Genomic DNA, 24,846 nt, shown 5'->3' on the forward strand with positions numbered 1-24,846 from the left:
CATGAGGTACACGCGAGTCGCGGTCGGCGGCCGGGCGGTGTGGGGCCGCGTGGGGGAGGAGGACGTCGAGCTGCTGTCCGAGTCCCCGATCGACGGCGACCCGTCTGTGATCGGCATGGTCGCGGTTGCCGACGCGCAGTGGCTGCCCGTCGTCGTCCCGCCGGTGTTCTACGCCGTCGGCATGAACTACCCGCGCCACATCGAGCACGCCCGCGCCGAGACACCCACCCGCCCCGAGGTCGGCTACCGGGCCAACAACGCGCTCACCGGCCACCGTTCGCCCATCGTCAAGCCGACCGGGGTCGAGGGCCGCTTCGAGGCCGAGCCCGAACTCGTCGCGGTCATCGGCCGCACGCTGAAGCACGCCTCCTACGACGAGGCCCGCGAGTCGGTCTTCGGTTGGACGATCGGCAACGACGTGAGCGCCCGCACCTGGCAGCACCAGGACCGCTCCTTCTGGCGCAGCAAGAACAGCGACACGTTCAAGCCCATGGGCCCGTGGATCGAGACCGACGTCGACGGGCTCGCGCAGACCACGACACTCCGTGTGAACGGCGAGGTCCGCGCCTCGTTCGCCACCGGCGACATGGTCTTCGACCCCTTCGACCACATCGTCGAACTCACCAGGCACATCACCATGCACCCGGGCGACGTGCTGTGGATGGGCGCCGAGTCCACCTGCCAACTCGAACCCGGGGACACCGTGGACATCGAGATCAGCGGCATAGGCGTCCTGTCCAACCCCGTACACAGCGAAGGGAATCCGTCATGAGCAGCGCACCCCGCTACATCCACCACGTCAACTTCCCCACCACCGACCCCGACCGCACCGCCGAGTGGTACACGAAGGTCTTCGGGATGAAGCGCATCATGCCCAAGTCCAACACCCGTGTGGTGCTGATGACCCGCGGCAACTTCGACCTCCATTTCACCCCGGTCGAGGAGATGGAGCGCATGGCGCCCTATCACTTCGCCGTCGAGGTCGACGACTGGGACGACTTCCTCGCCCACCTCAAGGAGCTGGGCATCCGGCACACCCGGCCGATCGAACGGCCCGAGAACCAGTCGAAGTTCTGCTACATCCACGACCCCGACCACACCATGATCGAGCTCGTCTTCCACGGCCGCCGCCCCAACTAACCACCCGCGTACAGGAGTTCACCCCCATGTCCATCGCCGACTCCGACGGTACCTCCATCTACTACGAGCGCCACGGCAGCGGTCCGGCGATCCTGTTCGTGCACGGCAGTGGCGGCCACCACGCCGCATGGTGGCAGCAAGTGGCCGCGCTGCGCGAGGAGTTCACGGTCGTCACCGTGGATCTGCGCGGCTTCGGCAAGTCCGACTCGTCGATGCCTGAGTTCGACGGCCAGGACTTCCCCGGTGACGTGGTCGCGGTACTGGACCAAGAGGACCTGCACGATGCCATGTTGGTGGGGCAGTCCATCGGCTCGGTCGCCGCGCTTCGCGCCGGACTGCTCCGTCCCGAGCGCGTCGGCTCCGTCGTCCTCGGCCACTCGCTGGGCGGCATCAGCCACCCCGAGCTGAAGGAACTCGCCGCCGCCGACCGCGCCGAGGCCGTCAAACTGCCCGTCATCGACCGCCTGTTGACCAAGAGGTTCCAGCGGGAACGGGCCGATCTCACCTTCCTCTTCCAGCAGATGGGCACCTTCAACGTCGCCAGGATGCAGGACCTGCGCAACCTCGACACCGACGGCCCGACCCTGGACGACATCCACGCGTCGGGCGTCAAGGTCGCCTTCCTCGCCGGCGAGAAGGACGCGGTGCTCAGCGTGAAGACCGTGACCCGCGCCCACGAACTGCTGCCCGGCTCACACCTGGAGATCGTCCCGGAAGCCCCGCACTCCATGTACTGGGAGACGCCCGCGAAGTACAACGCCGCCGTCGCCCACCTGCGCCGCACCCTCACCGCACCGAAGGAAGCAGCATGAGCAGCCTCACCCTGGACGCCGCCGAGGAGATCATCGACGCCGCCCACAAGCGCGCCCAGTCCATCGGAAAGGCGGTCAGCGTCGCCGTCGTGGACGCGGGCGGTTTCCCCATCGCCATCCGCCGCCCGGACGGCGCCCGCCCGCTCACCCCGGACATCGCCCGCGCCAAGGCGTACACGGCCGCGATCATGCAGCGCCCCGGCAAGATGCTGAAGAAGTGGCAGGAGAGCCAGCCCGTCTTCTTCGCCCAGCTCTCCCAACTCCCCGGCGCCGCCATGCCGATCATGGCCACCGAAGGCAGCCTCACCATCAAGAAGGACGGCGAGATCATCGGCGGCCTCGGCATCGCGGGCGGCACCGCGGACGAGGACCAGCAGATCGCCGAGGAGGTCCTCGCGTCCCTCGGCTACGAACTGGAGTTCGCCGCCTGGGGTGTTGCGGGCGAGCCGGCCTCGACCTCGTCTTCTTCTTCCCCGTCCCTGTCCCCGTCCTCGTCCCTGTCCCCGTCCCCGTCCTCGTCCCTGTCCCCGTCCCCGTCCCTGTCCCCGTCCTCGTCCGGAAAGGACGCATGACCCATGGCGGACACGTTCAACTACCGCATCGACCACCACGGCAGCCTGGTCCGCCCCGCCGAACTCACCACCGCACACGCGTCGGGCGACCCCGAGGCACTGAAGGAGGCGGAACTCCAGGCGGTCAAGGACGCGGTCGCCTTCCAGCGCAAGCTACGCTCCACCGTCGTCACCGACGGCGACTTCCCTCGGGAGGACTTCCGCAGTGCGGTTCTTGACGGAGTGTCAGGCTTCCGGCGTACGGACGAGACCGACGCCGACGGCCTCACCCGCTGGGTCGCGGAGTCCCTTCCGAAGGTCAACGGCCCACTGCTCGCGGACTGGGCGGCACGCCTCACCGAACTGACGGTGATCGCCCCGAAGGCCTCGCTGCCCTCGCCCGCGTACCTCGCCGCCACCACCTTCCAGCCCGGCCACGGCCCCTCCTCCGCAAGGGAGTTGGGCGAGGCACTGGCGGAGATCGTCCTCGCCGAGATCGAGCTGCTGGTCTCCAAGGGCGTCCGCCTGATCCAGCTCAACAACCCGCTTCTGCTGGGGCAGTTGGGGACCGACCCGACCGACCCCGGCGCGCTCTCCTTCGAGGACGCGCTCGCGGTCGACGCCCTCGCGGTACGCCTGGACGAGCGCCCCGAAGGCGTACGGATCGGTCTCGCCCCCGGCCCGGTCGCCCCCGCCGCGATCGACTGGGCCCGCGCCGAGCAGCTCTACGGCGCGATCGCCGCCGACCGCTGGATCCTCCCCTTCGACCAGGGCACCCCGGCCGAACTCGCCCTCGTCAAGGCCCTGCCCGAGGAGCGTGACTTCTGCCTGGGTCTCGTCGACGCGACCGTGCCCGCGCTGGAGGACATCGACACGGTGATGGCCAGGCTGGATGCCGTGGGGGAGTTCAAGGACCTGGAGGACGGGGCCGTAGCGCCGTCCCGGGGTTTCGCCGACGTGGCGAGCCGACCGCTGCTGAGCACCGAACAGCAGCGCCGGAAGATCGAATTGGTGGAGACGGTGGCACGGTACGTGTGGGGCAACGAGTTCTGACGTACGGGCCGGGAAGCGCGGGAGACGCGCTTCCCGGCGAGGTCTCGGCAGACCTCAGAGCACCTCGGCGAACGTCACCCTGCGGTCGGTCAGCAGGGGCCAGATCGTCCGCACGATCAGCTCGTTGAAGTGCCCGGCCGCCTTGTGCGCGTCGAAACCGGCCCGGTCGGCGTACTGCTCGTACAGCACGAAACTCCCCGGCACGTCCGCCTCGGCGTGCACCTCGTACGCCAGGTTCGCCGGCTCGGCACGGGTGTGTTCGCGCACCTTCAGCAACGCGGCGCGCACCGTGGCCTCGTCGGCGGGTTCGCAGAAGTAGTGGGCGATGACGGCGTAGGCCATGTCGTGTCTCTCCTCGTCGAAATCCTCGGCGGATCCGCGAATCCTCTGTGGATCCCCGGCTCCCGGCGGCAGGTCGGCGGCTGCCGTCCGGCCCGCCGATTCCAGCACGGAACAACCCTCCGCCGACCTGCGCCCCGCGCAAGCAATGCCTGCCTCCGCGGGGCTGGTGGCACCGCCCCCACATGGTGTGTTGTCGCATCCGGCCCACTGTGGCCGCCGACTGTGCAGACCGCGGACCCGCACCGCGGCGGACGAAGGAAGTGATCTTCATACGAAGCCTGGAAACCCTCTCCGGTGGAGAGTGGGTGACGACCGGCGAGTGGATCGAGGTGCACAACCCCGCCGACGTCCGCACCCCCCTCGCGCGCATCCCCGCCCTCGCCGCCAAGGACGTCACCCGCGCCTACGACCACGCCGAGCGCGGCTTCGCCGTATGGAAGCGCACCAGCCCCTTCGAACGGGCCCGCGTCTTCACCGAGGCGGCCAGGCTGATCCGCGAACGCGTCGACGAGATCGCCGCCGACGTCACCGCCGAGAACGGCAAGACCGGCGCCGAGGCCCGCGGCGAGACCCTCAAGGCCGCCGACTTCCTCGACTACTACGCGGGCCTGGCCCGCCAGGGCTACGGCACCCTCCTGCACGACGCCCGCCCCGACACCCGCGTGCACACCCAGCGCGAGCCGATCGGCGTGATCCTCGTGATCAGCCCCTGGAACGACCCGTTGATCACCCCGGCCCGCAAGCTCGCCCCGCTGCTCGCCACCGGCAACGCGGCCGTGTTCAAGCCGGCCACCGAGACACCGTTGTCGGGCCTGCACTTCGCCCGCGCCCTGCACGACGCGGGCCTGCCCGCCGGTGTCCTGAACGTCGTCACCGGCCGCACCGCCGAGATCGAGGAGGCGCTCCTCGACGACCCGCGCATCGTCGCCGTCACCTTCACCGGCTCCAACGAGGTCGGAGGCCGCATCCGCCGCCGTCTCGCCGACCGCAACGTCCGCTTCCAGGGCGAACTCGGCGGCAAGAACGCCTCGGTGATCCTGGCGGACGCAGACCTGACGTTCGCCGCGAAGACCGTCGTAGCAGCCTCCTTCGGCCAGGCCGGACAGCGCTGCACCGCCACCAGCCGGGTCGTCGTGGAGGGGCCGGTGTACGACGAGTTCACGCGGCTCCTGGTCGTGGAGGTCGGGGCGCTGAAGGTCGGCCCGGGCAGTGACCCGGCGACCACCCTGTGCCCACTCTCCAGCCCGAAGCAGCGCGACAGCGTCCTCGCCCACCTCGCGGGGGCCGTGGAACAAGGCGCGACCGTTCTCACCGGCGGCCACGCGGACACCGAGGGCGACCACGCGCACGGCTGCTTCGTCCAGCCGACCGTGCTCGCCGACGTCACCGCCGAGACGGCGATCTGGCGCGCGGAGGTCTTCGGACCGGTCCTCGCCGTGCGCGCCGTGGACGACTTCGCACAGGCCGTCGACGCGGTCAACGACTCCGAATTCGGCCTCGCCGCGGCCGTGTTCACCCGCGACCTCGCCTCCGCGTACCGCTTCGCCGACGAGGCCGAGTGCGGGCAGATCGCGGTCAACGCGACCACCCCCGGCTGGGACGTGCACCTGCCCTTCGGTGGATTCCACGATTCCGGCACCGGCTACAAGGAACAGGGCGACGAGGTCCTGCGCTTCTCGACACGGGTCAAGACCATTGCCATCCACTTCTGTGCCTGACTAAGTCGGTACGACAGAGATTTGGTACGACAGAGAGGAGGATGCCGATGGCTGACCAGACGATCGGCATCGTCGGCGCCGGCATCGTGGGCCTGGCCACCGCCCGCGAGATCGCCCTGCGCCGCCCCGGCACCCGGGTCGTGGTCCTGGAGAAGGAACAGGAGGTCGCCGTCCACCAGACCGGCCACAACTCCGGGGTCGTACACGCCGGCATCTACTACGCGCCGGGAAGCCTCAAGGCCGAGCTGTGCGTGCGCGGCGTAGCGATCCTGCGCGAGTACTGCCAGGACCGCGGGCTGCCGTACGACGAGATCGGCAAGCTCGTAGTGGCCGTACGCCAGGACGAGTTGGGCCGGATGGAGAACCTCTACGAGCGGGCCAGGAACAACCACGTGCCCGAACTCCGCAGGATCTCCCAGGCCGAGATCAAGGAGCTGGAGCCGCACGCCGGCGGCATCGCCGCGCTGCACTCCCCGCGCACCGCGATCACCGACTACCCCGGGATCGCAAGGGAGTTCGCGAAGGACATCGAGGCCTCCGGGGGCGAGGTGCGGCTCGGTTTCCCGGTCACGTCCATCACCAATGTGCCGGGCGGCATCGAGGTCGCCTCGGGCCAACTACGTGTCCGCGTCGACCGGTTGATCCTCTGCGCGGGCCTCCACTCGGACGCCGTGGCGAAGTTGGCGCAGGACAGGAGGGAACCGAAGATCATCCCGTTCCGGGGCGAGTACATGCTCCTCAAGCCGGACCGCACGCACCTGGTGCGCGGGCTCATCTACCCGGTGCCGGACCCCCGTTACCCCTTCCTCGGCGTGCACTTCACCCCGCGTGTCGACGGCACCGTCGAGGTCGGCCCGAACGCTGTCCTGGCCCTGGCCAGGGAGGGCTACAAGCTCAGCCGCTTCTCCCTGAAGGACCTCGCCGGACTCGCCGCGTACCCCGGCTCCTGGAAGATGGCCGCCCAGCACTGGCGGACCGGCATCAAGGAGTACCGCGGCTCCCTGTCCGCGAAGGCCTTCATGAAGGACGCGGAGTCGTACGTCCCCGGTGTCGGCGTCTCCGACGTCGTACGCGGCGGGGCGGGCGTCCGCGCCCAGGCACTGGACCCCGACGGCACCCTCGTGGACGACTTCCGCATCCATCAGGTGGGCCGGATCACCGCCGTGCGCAACGCGCCCTCGCCGGCCGCCACGGCGTCCATGGCGATCGCCGAGCACATCGTCGGCGCCGTGTTCGACAACCCGTCCGCACACTGAGAATGCCCTGCGTACAGCGGTGTTTCGCGCAACTACTGCTTGCGCTCCCAGGGCTCGGCAAGGCCTCCTGACCCGCCTAGCGTTCCTTCCGCACCACCACCTCACCAGCCCCTTCGCACGACCTTCGTACGACCTTCGAGAGAAAGAGCTCACGACATGTTCGTTGTCGACACGCAGATCCACATCTGGAAGGAAGAGGCCCCGGACCGCCCCTGGGTCCCGGGCGCGCGGGAGCGCATCCGCCTCAACGGACACCGCGAGGACCCCTTCTCCTACGAAGAGGCCCTGGAGCTGATGGACGAGGCCGGCGTGAACCGGGCCCTGATCCTGCCGCCGTCCTGGGAGGGCGACCGCATCGACTACGCCCTGGAGGCCTGCGAGGCGCACCCGGACCGCTTCGGCATCATGGCGCGCATCCCGCAGAACAAGCCCGAAGAGGGCAAGGCGATGCTGGCGGACTTCGCGCAGAATCCGCATGTGAAGGGCACCCGCCTCACCTTCCACCGGCCGCAGGACCGCAACTGGATGATCGACGGCACCAACGACTGGTACTGGCCGATCGCCGAGGAACTGCGCGTCCCGACGATGGTCCACGCGCCCATCTGGAAGCGGGAGTTGGGCGAGATCGCCGCCAAGCACCCCGAGCTGAAGATCATCATCGACCACATGGGCATCATGGCCCGCTGCGTCGACGACGCGATCGGCTACTGGGTCTCGGAGACCGCCGACCTGGCCGCGCACCCGAACATCTACGTGAAGCTCTCGGCGCTCCCGGGCTACTCCACGCAGCCGTTCCCGAACAACAACATCCAGAAGTACGTCCGCGAGATGGTCGACAGGTTGGGCCCGCAGCGCTGCTTCTACGGCACCGACATCACCCGGCTGCTCGGCCACGGCATCACCTACACCGACACGATCGAGCAGTTCACCAAGCACTGGGACTTCACGCCCGAGGAGCTTGAATGGATCATGGGCCGCGGTATCTCCGAGGTCCTGAACTGGCCGATCGAGGGCTGAGGAACCACGAGAGATGACCGACACCACCAACACCCCCGGCGCCGACGGCGGCGACGCTCTCGTCAGCGCCTTCAACGCCGTCGGCGCCGACTACATCTTCTGCTCGTCGGGCTCCGAGTGGGCCCCCGTCTGGGAGTCCCTCGCCCGCCGCCACCGCGACGGACTGCCCTGCCCGCGGTACCTGGACCTGACCCACGAGACCGTCGCCGTCGGCATGGCCACCGGCTACGGCCTCGTCAAGCGCCGGCCGCAGGGCGTCCTGCTGCACGCGGCCCCCGGTCTGCTCCAGGGTTCGATGGCCGTGCACGGGGCGCTGCTCGCGGGCGTCCCGATGGTGGTCAGCTCCTCGGAGTCCACCACGTACGGCGACGGCCCCGGCCAGGACCCCGGCGGCCAGTGGTACCGCAACCTGTCCGTCGTGGGCGGCCTGCACCAGATCGCCCAGCCCTTCACCAAGTGGTCCAACGAGGCCGCCAGCGTCCACACCCTTCCTACGGTGGTGACGCGGGCGGCGGAACTGGCCTGGCGGGCCCCGGCGGGACCGGCGTACCTCAACGTCCCGCTGGAGATCCTGCTGGAGGAGTGGGACGGGCGCGAGGCCAAGCCGATCGTGCGGCCCGGCTCGACGCACAGTTCACCCGAAGAGGTCGACCCTGTCGCCCAGTTGATCCGCGAGGCCGAGAACCCGGTCATCGTCACGGAGACGGCGGGCCGTGAGGCGGGCGGTTTCGAGGCGCTCGTCGCGTTCGCCGAGGCGTGGAACATCCCGGTCGTCGAGCCCGACTCGGCGGTCTGCGGCAACTTCCCGCGCACCCACTCCCTCCACGCCGGCAGCGACATCGGCCCGTGGATGGACGAGGCGGACCTGATTCTTCTGGTCAACTGCCGTGCTCCCTTCTACCCGCCGTCGCGCCGCCCCTCCAAGGCGACGATCGTCGTCATCGACGAGGTGCCGCAACGCCCGCACGTCGTCTACCAAGTCCTGTTCGCCGACGCGTACTTGGAAGGCAACGTCACCAACACCTTGCGCCAACTGGCCAAGCGCGCAAAGGACGTGGACGCGGGGGCCGTAGCCGTACGCCGTGCGGCCCAGGAGCGGCGGCACGCCGACGAGCAGGCCGCGATCGCCGCCGCCGAGGCGAAAGCCGCACAGGCGGAGGGCATCGACCCGGTCCTCGTCGCCGCGACTCTGCGCCAGCTGCTGGACGGCCAGGGCGGGATCGTCGTCGACGAGACCATCACCCACAGCCGCGTCGTCAAGCGCCATGTCCAGACCGCCGACCCCGACTCGTACTTCTACGTCCAGGGCGGCCTCGGCCAGGGCATCGCGGTCGCGCTCGGCGTCAAACTCGCCGCGCGGGAACGCCCGGTGGTGCTCACCATCGGCGACGGCGCGTTCACGTACAACCCGGTGATCCCGTCGTACGACGCGTCCAACGCCTACGAACTCCCGTTGCTGATCGTGGTGTTCAACAACCGCGTCTACAAGTCGATGAACCTCAACCACCGCAGGTTCTACCCCGAGGGAGCCGCCGCCGACACCGGGGAGTGGCTCGGCACCGATCTGCACCGGCTGCCCCGACTCGCCGCGTTCGCAGCGCCGTTCGGGATGCACACCGAGACGGTCGACGCGCCCGAGGCCCTCGCCCCCGCGCTGGAGCGGGCGCTCAAGGCCGTGGCGGAAGGCACCACCGCCGTCGTCGACGTGCTCGTCACCCGCTGAACCAGGAAGGCACCCACCACCATGTCCGACACCGCAACGCCCAAGCCGGGCAAGGTACTTGTCGCCGCCGACGACCTGCGCACCTTCTCCGCCGCGCTCCTGGAGAAGGGCGGCCTGAACACCGAGCAGGCGCGCACCACCGCCGACGTGTTCGTATGGGCCGCGCTGCGCGGCGTCGACTCGCACGGCATCGCCCGCGTCCCCGCCTACCTGGAGCTGCTCGCCAAGGGCGTGGCCAACGCCGACGCGGACCTCAGGATCGAGTCGACTGCCCCGGCCGCGGCCGTCCTTGACGCAGACCGTGCTCCCGGCCCCGTGGCCCTCAGCGCCGCCGCCGACGAGGCGGTCACCCGGGCCAGGATCAGCGGAGTCGCCGCCGTCGGGGTCCGCCGCACCGTCCACACCGGTGCCATCGGCTACTACGTGTCGAAGATCGCCGAGCAGGGACTCGTCGGCATCGGCTATGTCGCCGGGATGCCCAACATGGGCTACACCGGCGTCAAGGGCGCCGCCGTGGCCACCAGTCCGCTCGCCATCGCCGTACCGGCCGAGTCCCACGCCCCGCTGCTCCTCGACATGGCCACCGCGACCATCGCCCTGGGCAAGATCCGCCAGGCGAAGGCGAGCGGCACCCCGCTGCCCGAGGGTGCGGCGGCCATGGCGGACGGCACCCCGACCACCGACCCCGAAGTGGCCGTCATGCCATTGCCGTTGGGGGGTGCCAAGGGCTCCGGGATGTCCCTGGCCTTCGAACTGCTCACCAGCGTGCTGGTCGGTGCGCCGATCTTCGCCGCGTTCCACTCGGACGACCCCGAGGGCCGCAAGCACCGTCAGAACGCCCTGCTGATCGCCCTCGACCCGGCGGCCTTCGGCGACCCGGCCGCGTTCAAGGCGGCGGTCGATGAAACGCTGGCCACCCTCAAGCGACTGCCGCCGGCGGACGGCGCCGAGGGCGTCTTCTACCCCGGCGAGCGCAGCGCTGCGGTCGCCGAGGGGCGGGGTGCGAAGGGCATCCCCGTCGCACCCAAGGTCTGGCGTGAACTGACCGAGGCGGCAGGGAAGTTCGGCCTCACGCCGCCGGAGCCGGTGCCGTCGGCGTGACCCGGAGCCACTTCGCCGACCGTCCGAGGGGGACGGTCGGCGAAGTGCGTTGTGCGGGAGAGGGGTTCAGACGGTGCCGACGGCATCCCGCACCTGACGGGCGATCAGGGCATAGGTGTGCAGAGCCCGTTCGTCGTCCTTGCCGTCGTAGCCGTGGTCGGCTCCGGCGACATCGATGTGCCCGGCCAGGGCACCCGCCGTCCGCAGTCGGTCGGCGTAGGCGATGCCCTCCGCCTTGAGCAGGTCGTACTCCGCCGTGATGACCAGGGCCGGAGCGATGCCCTTCAGGTCCGCGGTGTCCGACGGATGGGCGGGCGACACCAGCCGGTCGGCCCGTACCTTCGGATCCGGGACGTACGACGTGTCGAAGACCTCGGCCATCCAGGGCTTCAACACGGGCTTGGCGATGGCGGAGTGCTTGTCCTTGGCGCTGGTCGCCAGGTCCAGCGGCGGGTAGTGCAGCACCTGGAGCGCGATCGAGGGCCCGCCCTCCTCCAGCGCCTGCCGCGCCACCGCCGCCGCGAGTCCACCCCCGGCACTCTGCCCGCCCACGGTGAGCCGCTCCCCGTCCCAGCCCTGCTCACCGCCGTGCTCCGCGATCCACCGGACCACCTCGAAGGCCTGCCGGGGCGGCGCGGGGAACGGGTGCTGCGGCGCGACGACATAGTCGACGTTGACCACGACGACGCCTGCCTCCGCCGCGAGGAAGCGGCACAGCGGGTCGTCGAGTTCGGTCAGCGGGACGACGTAGCCGCCGCCGTGGAAGTTCACGTGCACCGGCGGAGGCGGCCCTTCACCGGCCGGCAGGTACACCGTGGCCCGCGCCGGGGCGATGCTGGTCGGGATCGTCAACTCCCTTGTCCGGCGCGGGAATTCAGGCAACCGCTGATGTGAGGAGGCGGCGGAGCCACGTCCGCTCGGGCGCCGGTCGGCCATCACGGCGAGACGCTGGAAGGACTTGGCGGCGAGGGCGGCCACCGCCGGCCGGGCGAGGACAGACATGCCGCTCCATTCGTGGAGTGAGCGCGACGGGGGATCTCAGCCCGATCGCCGGAAGCCGATCGACAGGTTTCCTGGCGATGAGTAGGGCGACGATAGCACGGGTGTATTTCGGGTGGATGCTGGGATCGGCGCTGTTCAGGGGCGGCGGGCCTCGGGGGCTGGGGTGGTTGTAGAAGTGTGACACTTACTCGTGTCAGTGTCACAATTCCACGGGACACCCCCTCCGGGGGCGGGAGAGGCGTCCGGCGGATCAGCTCAGCGGTGTTGGACAGGTCCGTCCGACTGTCCGTGTCCACAGCCCGCCTCGTGCTGCTGGCCCGAGGGCGCCGGAACGGCCCGTGCCTCCGTCGTCACGCACGCCGCCCGCTGCGCTGTCTCGATCATCTCCTCGCTGTCGGTCGCCGCGTCGGCCAGGCTCACGCAGCACACCACGAGCAGTGCGGCGCCCGCGACGAACGGCAGGGCCCGGCGCGGGGGAGGAGGGGCGAGGAGCGCCCGGACCCGCTGCGGCACCGCTCCGCCGGTCGCGGCCAGTGCCGGGCGCGAACGGTTCGCCGAGCCGGCGAGCGCGGCCCGGCCCACGGCATGGGCGACGACCGTACGATCGCCGACGCGCACCGCGGCCTCCTCGTCGGCCCAGCGCTCCAGGACGAAACCGCCCGCGTTGGACAGCGGTCGTAGGAGCGGATTCACGGCGGCGGAGAGGCGCCAGAGGGTCTGGAAGAGATGGTGGCGGCCACGCAGATGTGCGCGCTCGTGGGCGAGAAGTGCCTCGCGTTCGCCGGCGCCGAGGCAGCGCAGCATCCCGCTCGACACCACGATCCGCCCGGGCGCCCCCGGCAGCGCGAACGCCTCCGGCGACTCGATGTCCATGACGGCCAACTCCGTGTCACCGGGCAGGAGTCGGCACTCGCGGCGGGCCCAGCGCAGATGCCGTAGCTGACGTGTGGCGGCGACGGAGAGACCCGTGACGGACGCGAGGAGGGCGAGGGCGGCGGCCCCGGCGACCGTCAGGTGGACCGGGTCGGAGGCACGCACGGCCGCGACCGACCATCGGCCCTCTTCGGCGACCTCCGGGATCTGCACCAGCCCGGCGAACGCCAGCAGCGCCAGTGAACCCAGCCAGCCGAGCGACGCCACCAGCGCTGCGGAAGCCAGTGACCAGGCGGCCGGGCGCGGGGCCAGCCGAGGGGCGGCGCGGGGTGCGAACACCGCGAGGACCATGGTGATCAGAAGGGGGACGTACACGCTGATCAGCACCGGCTCACGGTCCTTCGTCGACGCGGCCGGTGAGGTGGGGCCCGTCGTTCCCGGAGAGCAGTCGCTGTAGCAACTGCTCGTCCTGCGCGGAGAGTTCGGAGACGAAGCGGGTGAGCACCGCCTCGCGGTCGGTGCCGTGCTCCAGCAGTGAGCGCATCCGCTCCGCGGTGTGGGTCGCCTCGTCCCGGGCCGGCGCGTACGCGTACCCGCGGCCCGCGCGCTTCCGGACGAGCATCCCCTTGTCGTACAGGCGCGACAGGATCGTCAGCACGGTCGTGTACGCGAGGTCCCCGGGCAGCCGGTCCTTGACCTGGCGCGCGGTCTGCGGCTCGTCGGCCCCGTAGAGGGCGGCGAGAACCCCGCTCTCCAGCTCACCGCGCGCCCGCCTGCCGGAGGTCGCGCCGGGCTCGTCGTTCTTCCGGTCGTGCACTGTTCACCCCACCGCCTTTCACCGCTCGGCGTCACAGCCTACCCGCGCACCTACTACGGCCTGTAGGAAGTGCGCGAAGGGCTCGAAAGGGTGGGCCGAGGGGTCGTAGAGATCGACCGAGCAGTCGGTCGCCGGGTCGATCAAGGGCTTTGCGAACACGATCTACTACATGTTGTACGAGCTTACCTACTACATGTTGTAGAGTTTCGCCGCTCCACTCCACCTGCGGAGGAAGAAGCCCATGCCCCACCTCGGAAACACGGTGCGCCGTCCGTCGTCGGCCGAGCGTGTCGTGATCGTCTCGGCGAGCGTCGGAGCCGGTCACGACGGCGCCGCCGCCGAACTGGAGCGGCGGCTGGTGGCGGCCGGTCTCACGGTCGACCGGCTCGACCTGCTGGACGTGCTCCCCGCCCGGCTCGGCCGGCTCGTGCGGGACGGCTATCACCGCCTGCTCGTCCGGGCGCCGTGGGCCTACCAGCGGATCTACAGCAGCACCGAGCGCGCAGGGGGCGGCGGCGCCGTCGCGAGGGCGCTGCTCCGCTCCGCCGAGGAACGGCTGCTACGTGCCCTGCCCGCCGACACGGGCGCCGTCGTGTCGACCTACCCGGGCGCGAGCCGGGTCCTGGGCAACCTCCGGCTCGACGGCCGGCTGACCGTGCCGGTCCTCACCTACCTCACCGACTTCTCGGTGCACCCACTGTGGGTGGCCGACGGCGTCGACGTCCACCTCGCGCTGCACGCCGTGCCCGCCGCGCAGGCCCGGGCCGCCGGCGCACGCGACGTCCGGGTGTGCGGCCCGGTCGCGGACCCGCGCTTCCACCCCGTGGACGCGCCGGAACGCGCCGCGGCCCGCGCCCGCTTCGGTCTGCCCCCAACTGCCCCGCTGGCCTTGCTCGTTGCCGGTTCCTGGGGCGTGGGCCCGGTCCGGGAGGTCGCCCGTGACCTGCGCGACTGCGGCGCGGCCGTACCGCTCGTGGTCTGCGGCCGCAACGAGACACTGGCCGACCAACTCCGCGCGGACGGCATCGAACACGTCCACGGCTGGGTCGACGACATGCCCGGCCTGATGCACGCGGCCGACGTCCTGGTCCAGAACGCCGGCGGCCTCACCTCGCTGGAGGCCTTCGCCACCGGCCTGCCCGTCGCCAGCTACGGCTGCATACCCGGCCACGGACTGACCAACGCGGCGGCCCTGGACGAGGCGGGCGTCGCCGCGTGGATCCGGGACCCGGCCCAACTCAAGCACGTGCTGAGCGAGTTGATCGACGGCCCACGTGGACTGCTGCAACGGGAGGCGGGCCTCGCCCTGTTCGCGGACGAGCCGCTCGGGCCGGCCCGGGGCCCGGCAGCGGAGACGGCCAGGATCTGCCGAGCGGCCGTCGGGGCTGCCGCCGGAACCACCACCGGGCCTCCCAGGCCACTCACCGCGCGGCCCGCCACCCTGTCCACCGTGTCACTCACCGCGCCGCCCATCGCTCGGCGGGTCGGCCGACCGGCCGCTGTGCGGCTCGCGACCACCACCGTCCTGGCGTGCGCGGTCTGGGCGGGCGCGGTCGGCACGGCGGTCGCCACGACCGAGGGCGGCCCGCGCCTGATGCATGCCATCGGACACGGCCTCGACCTCGACGACCTGGGCCACGCACACCACCCGGATCACGTCTCCCACGGGGATTACGCGAAAGGGCGCCACGCATGAGGACCGCAGCCCCTCTCCCCATGACGGCGTGTGCCGCGCCGCGCATCCTCGACCCCGCGCGCACCGTGTCCGCCGCGCGCCGCGTGAAGGGGTGCCGCTCATGACTGTCGTACACCTCCTGCTTACGACCGCCTGCGCCGCGTCGCGCAACTTCCCCTCCCCGCGCGCCACTTGCGTCGAGGGCTACGTGAAGGGGCGCCACGCATGACCCCAGTAGGCCCTGTCTCTACGACCGCCTGTGTCGAGCCGCGCCCTCCCGGCGCCGCGCGCACCGTGCCCCTCGCGGGCCGCACGAAGGGCCGCCCCCAATGACAGCCCCGCGCCTCCTCCGCACGACCGCCCGCGTCGCGCTCCCCGCACTCCCGATCCTCGCTGCCGCGTACGCCGCCCCCGTCCTCTCCACCTACGGCCCGCTACGCAACCGCGTCATGCCCCGCCTCTCCGGCCGCGGCCGGCCGGACCACGTGGCGCTCACCTTCGACGACGGGCCGGACCCGCTGTCAACTCCGTTGTTCCTACGGCTGCTTGACGACCGTCGAGTCCACGCCACGTTCTTCCTCCTCGGCAACCAAGCCGTACGCGCCCCCGCGCTGGTCCGCGAGATCGCCGCCGCCGGACACGAGATCGGCGTTCACGGCTGGCTGCACCGGCCGCTGCTGCTGCGCGGTCCGCGCGCCACCCACGAGGACCTGGCCCGCGCCCGCGACACCGTCGGCGACCTCACCGGGTTCGCGCCACGGCTCTTTCGCCCGCCCTACGGCGTGATGTCGACCGCCGCCCACCTCGCGGCCCGCCGCCTGGACCTCACACCGGTGCTGTGGACGGCCTGGGGCGAGGACTGGAGGGCGCGCGCCACACCCGAGTCGGTCCACCGGACGGTCACGGAGGACCTGCGCGGCGGCGGCACCGTCCTGCTGCACGACTCCGACTGCACCTCGGCACCCGGCAGTTGGCGCGTCACCCTCGGTGCCGTGCCCCGCATCCTCGACACCTGTGCGCTGCGGGGCCTGTCCGTGGGGCCGTTGCGGGAGCATGCCGTGGATCCGCTCTGAACCGTCGCATGTTCCTCAACGGGGCGCTCCGCATCGACACCGGCCGCGTGTCCGGAGTGGCCTCCCGCGTCTCCGACGTCACCGTTCCGCCCGGTCCTCGACGGCTGGGTCAAGCCGTGGACGCACGAACAGGCCCTGGCGGGCGGCCACTTGAACGACGTGCCCGTTCTGGCCGGCGGCAACAAGGACGAGAACGGCGCCTCCCCGAGCCCGACCGTGAAGCTCGCGGACTACGAGAGCACCGCGGAGAAGGAGTACGGCACTCTCGCCGACGAGTTCCTGAAGCCCTACCCCGCCGCCACCGACACGGAGGCCGGCCAGGCCCGCAACGCCTCCGCTCGCGAAGGCTCGCGCGTCTCCGCGAACCTGTGGGCGGCCCAGTGGGCTAAGAGGGCGAAGAGCCCGGTCTTCACGTACTACTGGGAGCACGTCCCGCCGACCGCTACCGGTGCCAACTCCCGTATGGCGTACCACGGTTCGGAGATCAAGTACGTCTTCGACAACCTCTACGCTGCCGGCCTGCCCTGGACCGACGCGGACCGCGCGGTCGCCGACACCCTGTCCGACTGCGTGGTGAACTTCGTGACCCACGGCGACCCGAACGGTCCCGGCCTCACCCGCTGGCCCGCGGCGAACCACCGCTTCGCGACCACGATGGAACTCGGCGACCGGTTCGGCCCGCTCGCCCTCGCGGACGCGGCCAAGGTGGACTTCTTCGAGCGGTCCTTCGCGAGCCAGGAGCCCTGGTGAGGCTTCGCTGAGGTGGGCGCGGAGGCGGGAACCGGGCGGGGAGCGGGGGTGGCGGAGCGGCGGAACACCCGGCAAGTACTCTCTCCGCAGTACGCGCGCCAAACGAATGCGGTAACTTACTTGAGTTACGCAACAATATGGTAAAGTGGGTCCCATGTCCACACCACCTGTCCCCGAAGCCCCCGCCTCCCCGGAGGTGACCGAGATCGAGCGAGCCCTCACTCGGATCACCTACCTGAGCACGCGCGCCCGCCAGCACGACCGGCTGATGGCCCTCGCCGGTGTGCCACTGGACCGCGCGGCGGTGGCGTTGCTGCGGCAGGTCGCCGACTCCGACCCGCTGCGCCCGGGGGAGCTGGCCCACCGGCTCGGGGTCGAGGCCTCGCATGTGACGCGGACGGTGCAGCAGCTCCAGAAGTCCGGCTACGTCACCCGCGTGCCCGACCCCGACGACCGCCGCGCCCAGCGGATCGAGCTGACCGAGGCCGGCCGGAAGGCCGTGAGCAGTGTCCGGGACGCAGGTGCGCGCGGCATGCAAATGGCACTCTCGGAGTGGTCGACGGACGAACTGCAGCAACTGGCAACGCTGTTCCACCGCATGGTCGACGACTTCCTGAAGTACTCGATCGACGAGGACGGCGAGACCGAGATCGCGGCACCGGCCGGCACGGTCTGAGTTCGGGACTCGGATCGCGCCGACGTCACCCGAGGTCGGCGACGATCTGCGGAAGGTCGGCCGTGGTGCGGATGCCGGGAGCCGCCGCACAGACGAACGGCACGGCGTTCACCGCACGGTTCGCGGTGTAGGACGGGGACATCGCGGCCATCCGGTCGAGCGGCACCGGGAACCGCAGGTCGACGTCGAGCGGTGCGTCCCCCTCGACCGAGACATGCCAGCCGGTCGCGCGGAGATCCCAGTCGGGGTCGAGGTCGGTGGTGCAGTACCAGTTGGCACGGAACCGCAGCAGGGGCTGGCCCTTCCGCAGACCGGACACGGTGATGCGCTGCGCGGCCACCGTACCTACGGGCAGCGTGCCCGCGGCAATTCGGGTGCTGCGCCGGGCAGTTGCGACCTCGCCGATCGCCTCCACCGAGTCGAGCGGTACCGAGAGCGCCTCCGCGAGCAGTCGCAAGGACGGGCCGAAACTGTCGCGCAGTCCGGCCAGACGCTGTTCGCCGAACTCGGCAGGGGGCCGGCCGAAGCCCATCACCTCGAACAGCAGCCCGGGGGAGTCCCGTTGGGAGAGGTCCGCGAACTCGTCGATCGCCAGCGCGTCGAGCCGCCGCTGGATCGAGGTGAGCGCGAGCGGCAGCGCCTCCGTGATGAATCCGGGACTGCTGCCCGTGCTGTGCACCGAGGTCCCGCCCCGCTCGCACGCGTCCTCGATCCGCTTCCGCGTGACCGGGTCCAGGCTGGGTGGGTGATGGAACTCGCCGCGCGTCGACACGACGTTCACGCCCGACGAGAGCAGTGCGCACACGTCGTCGAAGTCGCAGGTGCGCGGGGTGTAGAGGACGCAGTCGGCGCCGAGCGCCAGGATCTCGTCGATGTCGTGCGTCGCGAGGATCCCCGTGGCGCCGAGCCCGTCCCCGATCAACTCACCCGCGTCCAGGCCTGCCTTGGCCGGAGTGTGGACATACACCCCGGCCAAGGTCAGGTTCGCGTGCTCCAGTACGGCACGCATCGTGCGGGCGCCGATGTTCCCGGTGGCCCACTGCACGACCCGGTAGCGCTGTACTCCATGCCGTAGCGGCTCGGTCATCGCCCACCCCTTGTTCCGGTGGGCGAGAACCGTACTCTCCACTATCGAGAGCGTCAATTACGCCGTCGGCTACCCGTCGGCTACCCGTCAGTCGTCCGTCAGCCGTCCGTCAGTTGTGCACCGGGACGCCCGAGAGGCCGCCGAGACAGAACTGCCAGACCTCCTCGGCCGTGACCGGGGCCGCATGGCTGCCGGCCGGAACTCCGTTGCCCTGCGCGACGAACATGACCGTCTGCATCAGGATCGAGGCCTGACGGCGGGGCTTCCCGGCGGGGATGACACCGGCGTCCTCGGCCTGCTCGACCAACTCCGTGAACACCTGGTGCAGGGGGAGGTGAGCGGTCGCCACCTGCGCGGGATGCTTCACGAGGAGTTGCAGTGCGAAGTCGCTGAACAGGGGGCGCTCCACACCGGGGTTGGACAGCGACTGCTCGAACAGCATCGTCACCCCGAGTCGCAGAGCCTGGAGCGGATCCGACAAAGAGCCTGCCGATTCGCGGATCTCCGCCGCCGACTTGGACAACGCGTCCTCGAACAGGGCGAGCAACAGCTCGTGTTTGCCGTCGAAGTGCTGGTAGAAGCTGCGCAGTGACTGTTTGGAGCGGTCCACGACCTCCTGGACGGTGAAGTCCGTCGTCCGCTTCTCCGCGATGAGTTCCTGCGCCGCGTCCAGGAAGCGCTGCACACGCTGTTCGGCGCGGAGCTTGGCGGCACGGGTGGAACGCTCAACGGCGCGCTGGCGCCAGGCTGGTTGTTCTTCGGGGACAGCTGTCACATGAAGAACGATACTCCACTTCAGCGGTAACACCCCGGCTTCCCCTACCGAAGGGCGCACTGCAAGTTTCGAGACTCTTACTTGCGTGAGATGAGAATGATATTCTCACCACCATCCGTCCGGGTTGGCAGGAGGTTCGTCTGACATGGCATGGGACTTTTCCACCGAGCCGGAGTTCGAGGAGAAACTGGAGTGGATCCGGCGATTCCGCTCCGAGCGCGTGGAGCCGCTGGACCTGCTCCATCCGGACCGGGCGTATCACCCGCTCGACGACGAACTCGGCCCCATAGTCCGGGCGTTGAAGCAACAGGTCCGTGACGAGGGCCTGTGGGCACCGCACCTTGGCCCCGAACTCGGCGGGCGCGGCTTCGGCCAGGTCAAGCTCGCGCTCATCAACGAGATCCTGGGCCAGTCGAGTTGGGCCCCGGTCATCTTCGGCACGGCCGCACCCGACACGGGCAACGCCGAGATCATCGCCCGCTACGGCACCGACGAGCAGAAGGAGCGCTACCTCAAGCCACTGCTGGAGGGCGAGTGCTTCTCCTGCTTCTCCATGACCGAGCCGCAGGCCGGCGCCGACCCGACGATGTTCACCACCCGCGCCGAACGCGACGGCGACGACTGGGTCATCACCGGCCGCAAGTTCTTCTCCTCCAACGCACGCACCTCGAAGTTCGTCATCGTGATGGCCGTGACGAACCCCGACGTCAGCCCCTACAAGGGCATGTCGATGTTCCTCGTGCCCAGCGACACCCCCGGCGTCCGCATCGAGCGCCACCTCGGCATCATGGGCGAGGCCACCGACGAGGGCATGCACGCACTCATCGCCTACGACGGCGTCCGCGTCCCCGCCGACGCCCTGCTCGGCGGCGAGGGCCAGGCCTTCGCGATCGCCCAGACCCGGCTCGGCGGTGGCCGCGTCCACCACGCGATGCGGGTCGTCGGCCAGAGCCAGAAGGCGCTCGACATGATGGCCGAGCGGGCCCTGTCCCGCGAGACCCAGGGCGAACGGCTCGCGGACAAGCAACTCGTCCGCGCCGACCTCGCCGACTCCTACGCCCAACTCGCCCAGTTCCGGCTGTTCGTGCTCTATACGGCTTGGCAGATCGACAAGTACCAGGACTACAAACGGGTCCGCAAGGACATCGCCGCGATCAAGTTCCTCACCCCGAAGGTGCTGCACGACGTCGTGTACCGCTCGATGCATCTGCACGGCGCGCTCGGTGTGTCGAACGAAATGCCGTTCGCGGACATGTGGAACGGCGCTGCGGTCATGGCGGTCGTCGACGGCCCCACCGAGGTTCACAAGATCACGGTCGCCCGTGACGTCCTGCGCGGCTACGAAGCGGCCCCCGGCCTGTGGCCCACCCAGCACCTGCCCACCCGCCGCGAATGGGCCCGGAAGCAGTTGGAGGACCTGCTGTGACGCTCGCGAACACGGAACCGCTCGCCCGCTGGCTCGACGACCAGGGCATCGCCCCCGGTGAACCCGTCGAGACGTCGTACATCTCCGGTGGCACCTCCAACGACATCTACGGCATCCGGCGCGGTGAGGTGAGCATGGTGCTGCGCAAACCGCCGGAGAAGGTTCCGCCGGGGCGCAACGAGACCATGCTCCGTGAATACCGCGTTCTCAACGCGCTCAACGGCACGGACGTCCCGCACCCCGAGGCGATCGCCGTGTGTGACGACACGAGCGTGCTCGGCTCCTGCTTCTACCTCATGGCGCACGTCGACGGCTGGTCGCCGATGAACTCCGACGGCTGGCCCGAGCCGTTTCTCAGCGACCTGTCCACGCGCCCCGGACTCGCCCACCAACTCGTCGAGGGCATCGCCAAGTTGGGCAACGTCGACTGGCGGGCCCAGGGCCTTGAAGGCTTCGGCCGCCCCGACGGCTTCCACGACCGGCAGGTCGACCGCTGGCTCGCTCACCTCGCCAAGTTCGAGTTCCGCGAGATACCTGGCCTGGAGAACGCCGCTGCCTGGCTGCGGGAACACCGTCCCGCCCACTGGGAACCCGGCATCATCCACGGCGACTACCAGTTCGCCAACGTCATGTTCCAGCACGGCGCGCCCGCCAAGCTCGCGGCCCTGGTCGACTTCGAAATGGCCACGGTCGGCGACCCGTTGCTCGACCTCGGCTGGGTCATCATGGGCTGGCCGGACGCCGACGAGGACCGGACCCAGAAGGGGTACGTCGACTACACCGGCATGCCCGACCGCGCCGATCTGCTGGAGCACTACGCCAAGGTCAGCGGCCGGGACGTCAGCGAGATCGACTACTACGTGATCCTCGCCCGGTTCAAGATGGCCGTCGTCCTCGAAGGCGGCTACGCCCGTCACGTCAGGGGCGAGGGCGGCAACCCGAAGATGGCCCACTACGGCGACGTCGTCCTGCAGATGGCCACCCAGGCGGCCGACCTCGCCGCGACGACCCGGCTATGAGAGCCGCCCGCTGCAACGCCGTCGGTGGCCCGGTGGTCGTCGAGGACGTGCCCGAACCGCCTTTTCCAGGGCCGGAGTTCACCCAGAACGAGAGCGGCATCCCGGTCGACGTGCACTACGCCGCCGTCAACTTCGCCGACGTCCTCGTCATCGACGGCGCCTATCAGGTGAAGGCGGAACCTCCCTTCACCCCCGGCAGCGAGTTCGCCGGCGTGGTCGCCGCGTCAGCGAACGGATTCGAGAAGGGCGAGCGGGTCTTCGGGTCGATGTTCGTCGGCGCCTTCGCCGAACGCGTCACCGCCCGTCCCGCCGGCCTGAGCCGTATCCCCGAGGGAATCCCCACCGAGCGCGCGGCGGCCTTCGGGGTCAGCCACGCCACCGCCTTCGACGCCCTCCGCCTGGTCGCCGACGTACAGCCGGGGGAGCGGGTCGCCGTTCTCGGCGCGGCCGGCGGGGTCGGCCTCGCGACCGTCGAACTCGCCGCGCTGCTCGGCGCGGAGGTCGTCGCCGTCGCCTCGACGGAGGAGAAACGGGCGGTGTGCGCCGAGCAGGGGGCACGGCTGACCCTGCCGTACGACGATCTGAAGCGGGCGCTGCGGGACGCGGGCGGCGCCGATGTCGTGATCGACCCGGTCGGCGGGCCGTACGCGGAAGAGGCGTTGCGGGCCATGCGCTGGGGCGGGCGGTTCGTGAGCGTGGGATTCGCGAGCGGGGAGATCCCGCGCATCCCGCTCAACCTCCCGATGCTCAAAGGTGTCAGCCTGCACGGCTTCGACCTCGGCGGCTGGGCACGGCACCGGCGGGACGACCTGGTCGCCGCCCGCACCGAACTCCACGGACTGTTCGCCGCCGGGAAGATCCGGCCCCGCGTCCACGCCGTGTATCCGCTCGCCGACGTCGCCGAGGCCCTCGCTCTGGGGCGCCGAGCCATCGGCAAGGTCCTTCTGGAGGTCGCGCATGGAGTTTGAGTTCGACGACGAACAGCGGCTGCTCCAGCGAGTGGTCCGCGAGACGGTCACCAAGTCACGGTCTCTGCCCGAGAAGCAACTGTGGGACACCTACCTGGAGTTGGGCTGGCTGGAGGCCCCACCGGTGGAACTGGCCATCGTCCTGGAGGAGTTGGGGTACGTCGCCGATCCGACGCCCTTCCTCGCCACGGCCACCTGGTTCGCGCCGCTGGCAGGGCGGCTGCCCAACGGCTCGGGCACCGGTGTCTTCGACGGGGAGGGGAAGTTCGTCCTCGACGCCGACCGCGCGGACGAGATCGCGATTCTCACCGCCGAGGGCGTGGTCGTACGGGACGGAAAGGAGCTGGCGGCCGAGCGGCTGTCCGTGTTCGACCCGACCCTGCACATCGCCAGGGTGGACGCGCCGGACCTGGCCTCCGGAGTGCCGGACCTGGCCCTGATGGGCCTGGCGGTCAGCACGGTCGGCAGCTGTCGGCGCATCCTCGACCTGGTCGTCGCCCATGTGAAACAACGGCACCAGTTCGGCGTGCCCATCGGCTCGTTCCAGGCCGTCAAGCACAAGGCCGCCGACATGTACGTCGCCATCGAACGCGCCAAGGTGCTCGCCTACTTCTCCGCGCTCACCATCGCCGAGGACGACCCGCGCCGGGGCCGGGCCGCCGCGATGGCCAAGGCCGCCGCCGGTGACTGCCAACGGGTGTGCTTCCAGAACGGGTTCCAGCTGTTCGGAGCCATGGGCTACACGTGGGAGAACGAGCTGCAGATCCATCTCAAGCGGGCCAAGGCCGGGGACCTGCTCCTCGGTACGGCGTCCGAGCACAGGAAGGCGCTGCTGGTATGAGGCTGGCCCCCGACCCCGAGGTCGAGAAGTTCCGCGCCGATTTCAACGACTTCCTCGACGCCCACCTGCCCCCGCCCGAAGAGGCCACGGTCCGCTCCAAGTCCAGTGCGGACATACCGGATTGGGCCCGGCGCTGGCAGCGCAAGCTCTTCGACGCGGGCTGGCTGCTGCCCGCCCAGCCGTCCGAGTACGGCGGCCGGAACGCCACGCTGCCCCAAGTGGTCGCCCACCTGGAGGAGTTGTCCCGGCGGCGGATCTACCACAGCTTCAACCCGCAGGGCCTCAACATCATCGCGGCCTCGCTGCTGACCTTCGGTACCGAGGAACAGAAACGCGACTGGGCCGTGCCCCTGCTGCGCGCCGAGATCACCGCGTCGCTCGGGATGAGTGAGCCCGGTGCCGGCTCCGACCTGGCCGGGCTGCGCACCCGCGCGGCTCTGGAGGGCGACCACTTCGTGGTCAACGGGCAGAAGGTGTGGACCTCGGGCGCGCACGACGCCGACGTCCTGCTCACCTTCGTCCGCACCGACCCCGAGGCCCCCAAGCACAAGGGCATCAGCGTCCTGCTCATCCCCACCGACTCCGAGGGCCTGGTCCGGCGGCCGTTCGGCTCGATCGCCGCGCCGGACGACTTCGACTTCAACGAGGTGTTCTTCACCGACGTCCACGTCCCCAAGGAGAACCTCGTCGGCCCCCTCAACGAGGGCTGGCGCGTGGCCAACGGCTCGCTCGGCCACGAACGGACCCTGCTGTGGGTGCACTACGCCGAGCGGATGGACGCCCTGATCAATGACGCGGCCTGCGACGAGGAGTGGTACGCGACCCTCCAAATGGACGTCCAGGCACTGCGGTTGCTCGGCTACCGGCTGCTCGGGCCCGACCGGAACCCGGTCGAGATCTCGGTGCTCAAGCTGCTCGGTTCCGAGGCCGCGCAGAGCGCCGAGCTGAACGCTCTCGAACAGCACGGGACCGAGTCGCTGCTGCATCCGGTGCAGACGGGGCCGTACACCCATATGAACTTGGAGACGTTCAACGCCAGTTGGTTCGAGCGGTACGCGCGCAGCTTCGGCGGCACCATCGCCGGCGGCACCTCCGAGATCCAGCGCAACATCATCGCGGAGCGCATCCTCGGCCTGCCCCGCTAGAGCCGT

The 24,846-nt window shown here is 70.3% G+C and carries 24 protein-coding genes and 1 pseudogene; 19 read left to right on the top strand and 6 right to left on the bottom strand.

Going from position 1 to position 24,846, the window contains the following annotated elements; translation table 11 throughout:
• Window position 1 precedes the first annotated feature (1 nt).
• Genes OG226_RS46520 through OG226_RS46540 form a run of 5 tightly spaced genes read left to right on the top strand, consistent with a single transcriptional unit; the run spans window position 2 to window position 3,556 of the window.
• Window positions 2-772 carry a fumarylacetoacetate hydrolase family protein gene (locus OG226_RS46520; protein WP_329352567.1) on the top strand — a complete coding sequence of 257 codons (771 nt, stop codon included), beginning with the start codon at window positions 2-4 and terminating at the stop codon, window positions 770-772.
• Window positions 769-1,140 (top strand): VOC family protein, encoded by a 372-nt coding sequence (locus tag OG226_RS46525; RefSeq protein ID WP_019056998.1) that lies wholly within the window; start codon window positions 769-771, stop codon window positions 1,138-1,140. The genes OG226_RS46520 and OG226_RS46525 overlap by 4 nt, the downstream gene beginning before the upstream one ends.
• A 26-nt stretch (window positions 1,141-1,166) precedes the next feature.
• Entirely contained in the window at window positions 1,167-1,952 is a 786-nt protein-coding gene (locus tag OG226_RS46530; RefSeq protein WP_329352569.1) for an alpha/beta fold hydrolase, read from the top strand.
• Window positions 1,949-2,524 (top strand): GlcG/HbpS family heme-binding protein, encoded by a 576-nt coding sequence (locus OG226_RS46535; RefSeq protein ID WP_329352571.1) that lies wholly within the window; start codon window positions 1,949-1,951, stop codon window positions 2,522-2,524. The genes OG226_RS46530 and OG226_RS46535 overlap by 4 nt, the downstream gene beginning before the upstream one ends.
• Before the next feature lie 3 nt (window positions 2,525-2,527).
• The gene (locus OG226_RS46540) at window positions 2,528-3,556 is read left to right on the top strand and encodes a methionine synthase II (cobalamin-independent)-like protein (protein ID WP_328685554.1); all 1,029 of its coding nucleotides are present in this window, start codon (window positions 2,528-2,530) and stop codon (window positions 3,554-3,556) included.
• A 54-nt stretch (window positions 3,557-3,610) separates the two neighbouring features.
• On the opposite strand, the gene OG226_RS46545 is transcribed toward OG226_RS46540, so the two are convergent.
• Window positions 3,611-3,898: a putative quinol monooxygenase gene (locus OG226_RS46545; RefSeq protein ID WP_328685555.1), complete on the bottom strand. Its 288-nt coding sequence runs from the start codon at window positions 3,896-3,898 to the stop codon at window positions 3,611-3,613.
• A 305-nt stretch (window positions 3,899-4,203) separates the two neighbouring features.
• On the opposite strand from OG226_RS46545, the gene OG226_RS46550 reads away from it, so the two are divergent.
• From OG226_RS46550 to OG226_RS46570, 5 genes are all read left to right on the top strand, one after another.
• On the top strand, window positions 4,204-5,616 hold the full coding sequence (locus OG226_RS46550) for an aldehyde dehydrogenase family protein (protein WP_329352572.1): 1,413 nt from the start codon (window positions 4,204-4,206) through the stop codon (window positions 5,614-5,616).
• Between the two features lie 47 nt (window positions 5,617-5,663).
• Complete coding sequence (gene lhgO / locus OG226_RS46555; protein ID WP_329352574.1) at window positions 5,664-6,872, top strand: L-2-hydroxyglutarate oxidase; 1,209 nt, start codon at window positions 5,664-5,666, stop codon at window positions 6,870-6,872.
• A gap of 156 nt (window positions 6,873-7,028) precedes the next feature.
• Window positions 7,029-7,889 (top strand): amidohydrolase family protein, encoded by an 861-nt coding sequence (locus OG226_RS46560; RefSeq protein ID WP_328685558.1) that lies wholly within the window; start codon window positions 7,029-7,031, stop codon window positions 7,887-7,889.
• Between the two features lie 13 nt (window positions 7,890-7,902).
• The gene (locus tag OG226_RS46565; RefSeq protein WP_329352576.1) at window positions 7,903-9,612 is read left to right on the top strand and encodes a thiamine pyrophosphate-dependent enzyme; all 1,710 of its coding nucleotides are present in this window, start codon (window positions 7,903-7,905) and stop codon (window positions 9,610-9,612) included.
• Between the two features lie 21 nt (window positions 9,613-9,633).
• Window positions 9,634-10,713: an Ldh family oxidoreductase gene (locus tag OG226_RS46570; protein WP_329352577.1), complete on the top strand. Its 1,080-nt coding sequence runs from the start codon at window positions 9,634-9,636 to the stop codon at window positions 10,711-10,713.
• Between the two features lie 66 nt (window positions 10,714-10,779).
• Here the strand turns inward: OG226_RS46570 and OG226_RS46575 are convergent, their stop codons facing one another.
• The 3 genes from OG226_RS46575 to OG226_RS46585 all read right to left on the bottom strand — a co-directional run bounded on the left by OG226_RS46575 (window position 10,780) and on the right by OG226_RS46585 (window position 13,405).
• The gene (locus OG226_RS46575) at window positions 10,780-11,715 is read right to left on the bottom strand and encodes an alpha/beta hydrolase fold domain-containing protein (RefSeq protein WP_329352578.1); all 936 of its coding nucleotides are present in this window, start codon (window positions 11,713-11,715) and stop codon (window positions 10,780-10,782) included.
• A gap of 255 nt (window positions 11,716-11,970) precedes the next feature.
• Window positions 11,971-12,975 (bottom strand): M56 family metallopeptidase, encoded by a 1,005-nt coding sequence (locus OG226_RS46580; RefSeq protein ID WP_329352579.1) that lies wholly within the window; start codon window positions 12,973-12,975, stop codon window positions 11,971-11,973.
• Window positions 12,976-12,979: 4 nt separating this feature from the next.
• On the bottom strand, window positions 12,980-13,405 hold the full coding sequence (locus OG226_RS46585; protein ID WP_329352580.1) for a BlaI/MecI/CopY family transcriptional regulator: 426 nt from the start codon (window positions 13,403-13,405) through the stop codon (window positions 12,980-12,982).
• A gap of 241 nt (window positions 13,406-13,646) precedes the next feature.
• Between OG226_RS46585 and OG226_RS46590 the strand changes: the two genes are divergently transcribed.
• The 4 genes and pseudogenes from OG226_RS46590 (at window position 13,647) to OG226_RS46605 (ending at window position 17,579) form a co-directional block, all read left to right on the top strand.
• Entirely contained in the window at window positions 13,647-15,101 is a 1,455-nt protein-coding gene (locus tag OG226_RS46590) for a glycosyltransferase (RefSeq protein ID WP_329352581.1), read from the top strand.
• Window positions 15,102-15,409: 308 nt separating this feature from the next.
• Window positions 15,410-16,153 carry a polysaccharide deacetylase family protein gene (locus OG226_RS46595; RefSeq protein WP_329352582.1) on the top strand — a complete coding sequence of 248 codons (744 nt, stop codon included), beginning with the start codon at window positions 15,410-15,412 and terminating at the stop codon, window positions 16,151-16,153.
• 81 nt (window positions 16,154-16,234) lie between these two features.
• A pseudogene (locus OG226_RS46600) lies at window positions 16,235-16,903 on the top strand (carboxylesterase family protein); the annotation flags it as partial.
• A gap of 154 nt (window positions 16,904-17,057) precedes the next feature.
• The gene (locus OG226_RS46605) at window positions 17,058-17,579 is read left to right on the top strand and encodes a MarR family winged helix-turn-helix transcriptional regulator (RefSeq protein ID WP_328685567.1); all 522 of its coding nucleotides are present in this window, start codon (window positions 17,058-17,060) and stop codon (window positions 17,577-17,579) included.
• 25 nt (window positions 17,580-17,604) lie between these two features.
• Here the strand turns inward: OG226_RS46605 and OG226_RS46610 are convergent, their stop codons facing one another.
• Both OG226_RS46610 and OG226_RS46615 read right to left on the bottom strand, forming a co-directional pair.
• Complete coding sequence (locus OG226_RS46610) at window positions 17,605-18,708, bottom strand: NAD(P)H-dependent amine dehydrogenase family protein (protein ID WP_329352583.1); 1,104 nt, start codon at window positions 18,706-18,708, stop codon at window positions 17,605-17,607.
• Between the two features lie 67 nt (window positions 18,709-18,775).
• Window positions 18,776-19,441, bottom strand: a complete 666-nt coding sequence (locus OG226_RS46615; protein WP_329352584.1) for a TetR/AcrR family transcriptional regulator — start codon at window positions 19,439-19,441, stop codon at window positions 18,776-18,778.
• A gap of 145 nt (window positions 19,442-19,586) precedes the next feature.
• Between OG226_RS46615 and OG226_RS46620 the strand changes: the two genes are divergently transcribed.
• Genes OG226_RS46620 through OG226_RS46640 form a run of 5 tightly spaced genes read left to right on the top strand, consistent with a single transcriptional unit; the run spans window position 19,587 to window position 24,840 of the window.
• Window positions 19,587-20,867, top strand: coding sequence for an acyl-CoA dehydrogenase family protein (locus OG226_RS46620; RefSeq protein WP_328685570.1), 1,281 nt, complete (start codon window positions 19,587-19,589; stop codon window positions 20,865-20,867).
• On the top strand, window positions 20,864-21,886 hold the full coding sequence (locus tag OG226_RS46625) for a phosphotransferase family protein (protein ID WP_328685571.1): 1,023 nt from the start codon (window positions 20,864-20,866) through the stop codon (window positions 21,884-21,886). The genes OG226_RS46620 and OG226_RS46625 overlap by 4 nt, the downstream gene beginning before the upstream one ends.
• Window positions 21,883-22,854 carry an NADPH:quinone oxidoreductase family protein gene (locus tag OG226_RS46630; RefSeq protein WP_329352585.1) on the top strand — a complete coding sequence of 324 codons (972 nt, stop codon included), beginning with the start codon at window positions 21,883-21,885 and terminating at the stop codon, window positions 22,852-22,854. Before OG226_RS46625 ends, OG226_RS46630 begins: the two co-directional genes overlap by 4 nt.
• A complete protein-coding gene (locus tag OG226_RS46635) occupies window positions 22,844-23,695 on the top strand; it encodes an acyl-CoA dehydrogenase (RefSeq protein ID WP_329352586.1) in 852 nt (283 codons plus the stop codon). Before OG226_RS46630 ends, OG226_RS46635 begins: the two co-directional genes overlap by 11 nt.
• Window positions 23,692-24,840: an acyl-CoA dehydrogenase family protein gene (locus OG226_RS46640; RefSeq protein WP_329352587.1), complete on the top strand. Its 1,149-nt coding sequence runs from the start codon at window positions 23,692-23,694 to the stop codon at window positions 24,838-24,840. The genes OG226_RS46635 and OG226_RS46640 overlap by 4 nt, the downstream gene beginning before the upstream one ends.
• Window positions 24,841-24,846: the final 6 nt, after the last annotated feature.

This window comes from Streptomyces sp. NBC_01261, assembly GCF_036226385.1.
GTDB lineage: Bacteria > Actinomycetota > Actinomycetes > Streptomycetales > Streptomycetaceae > Streptomyces.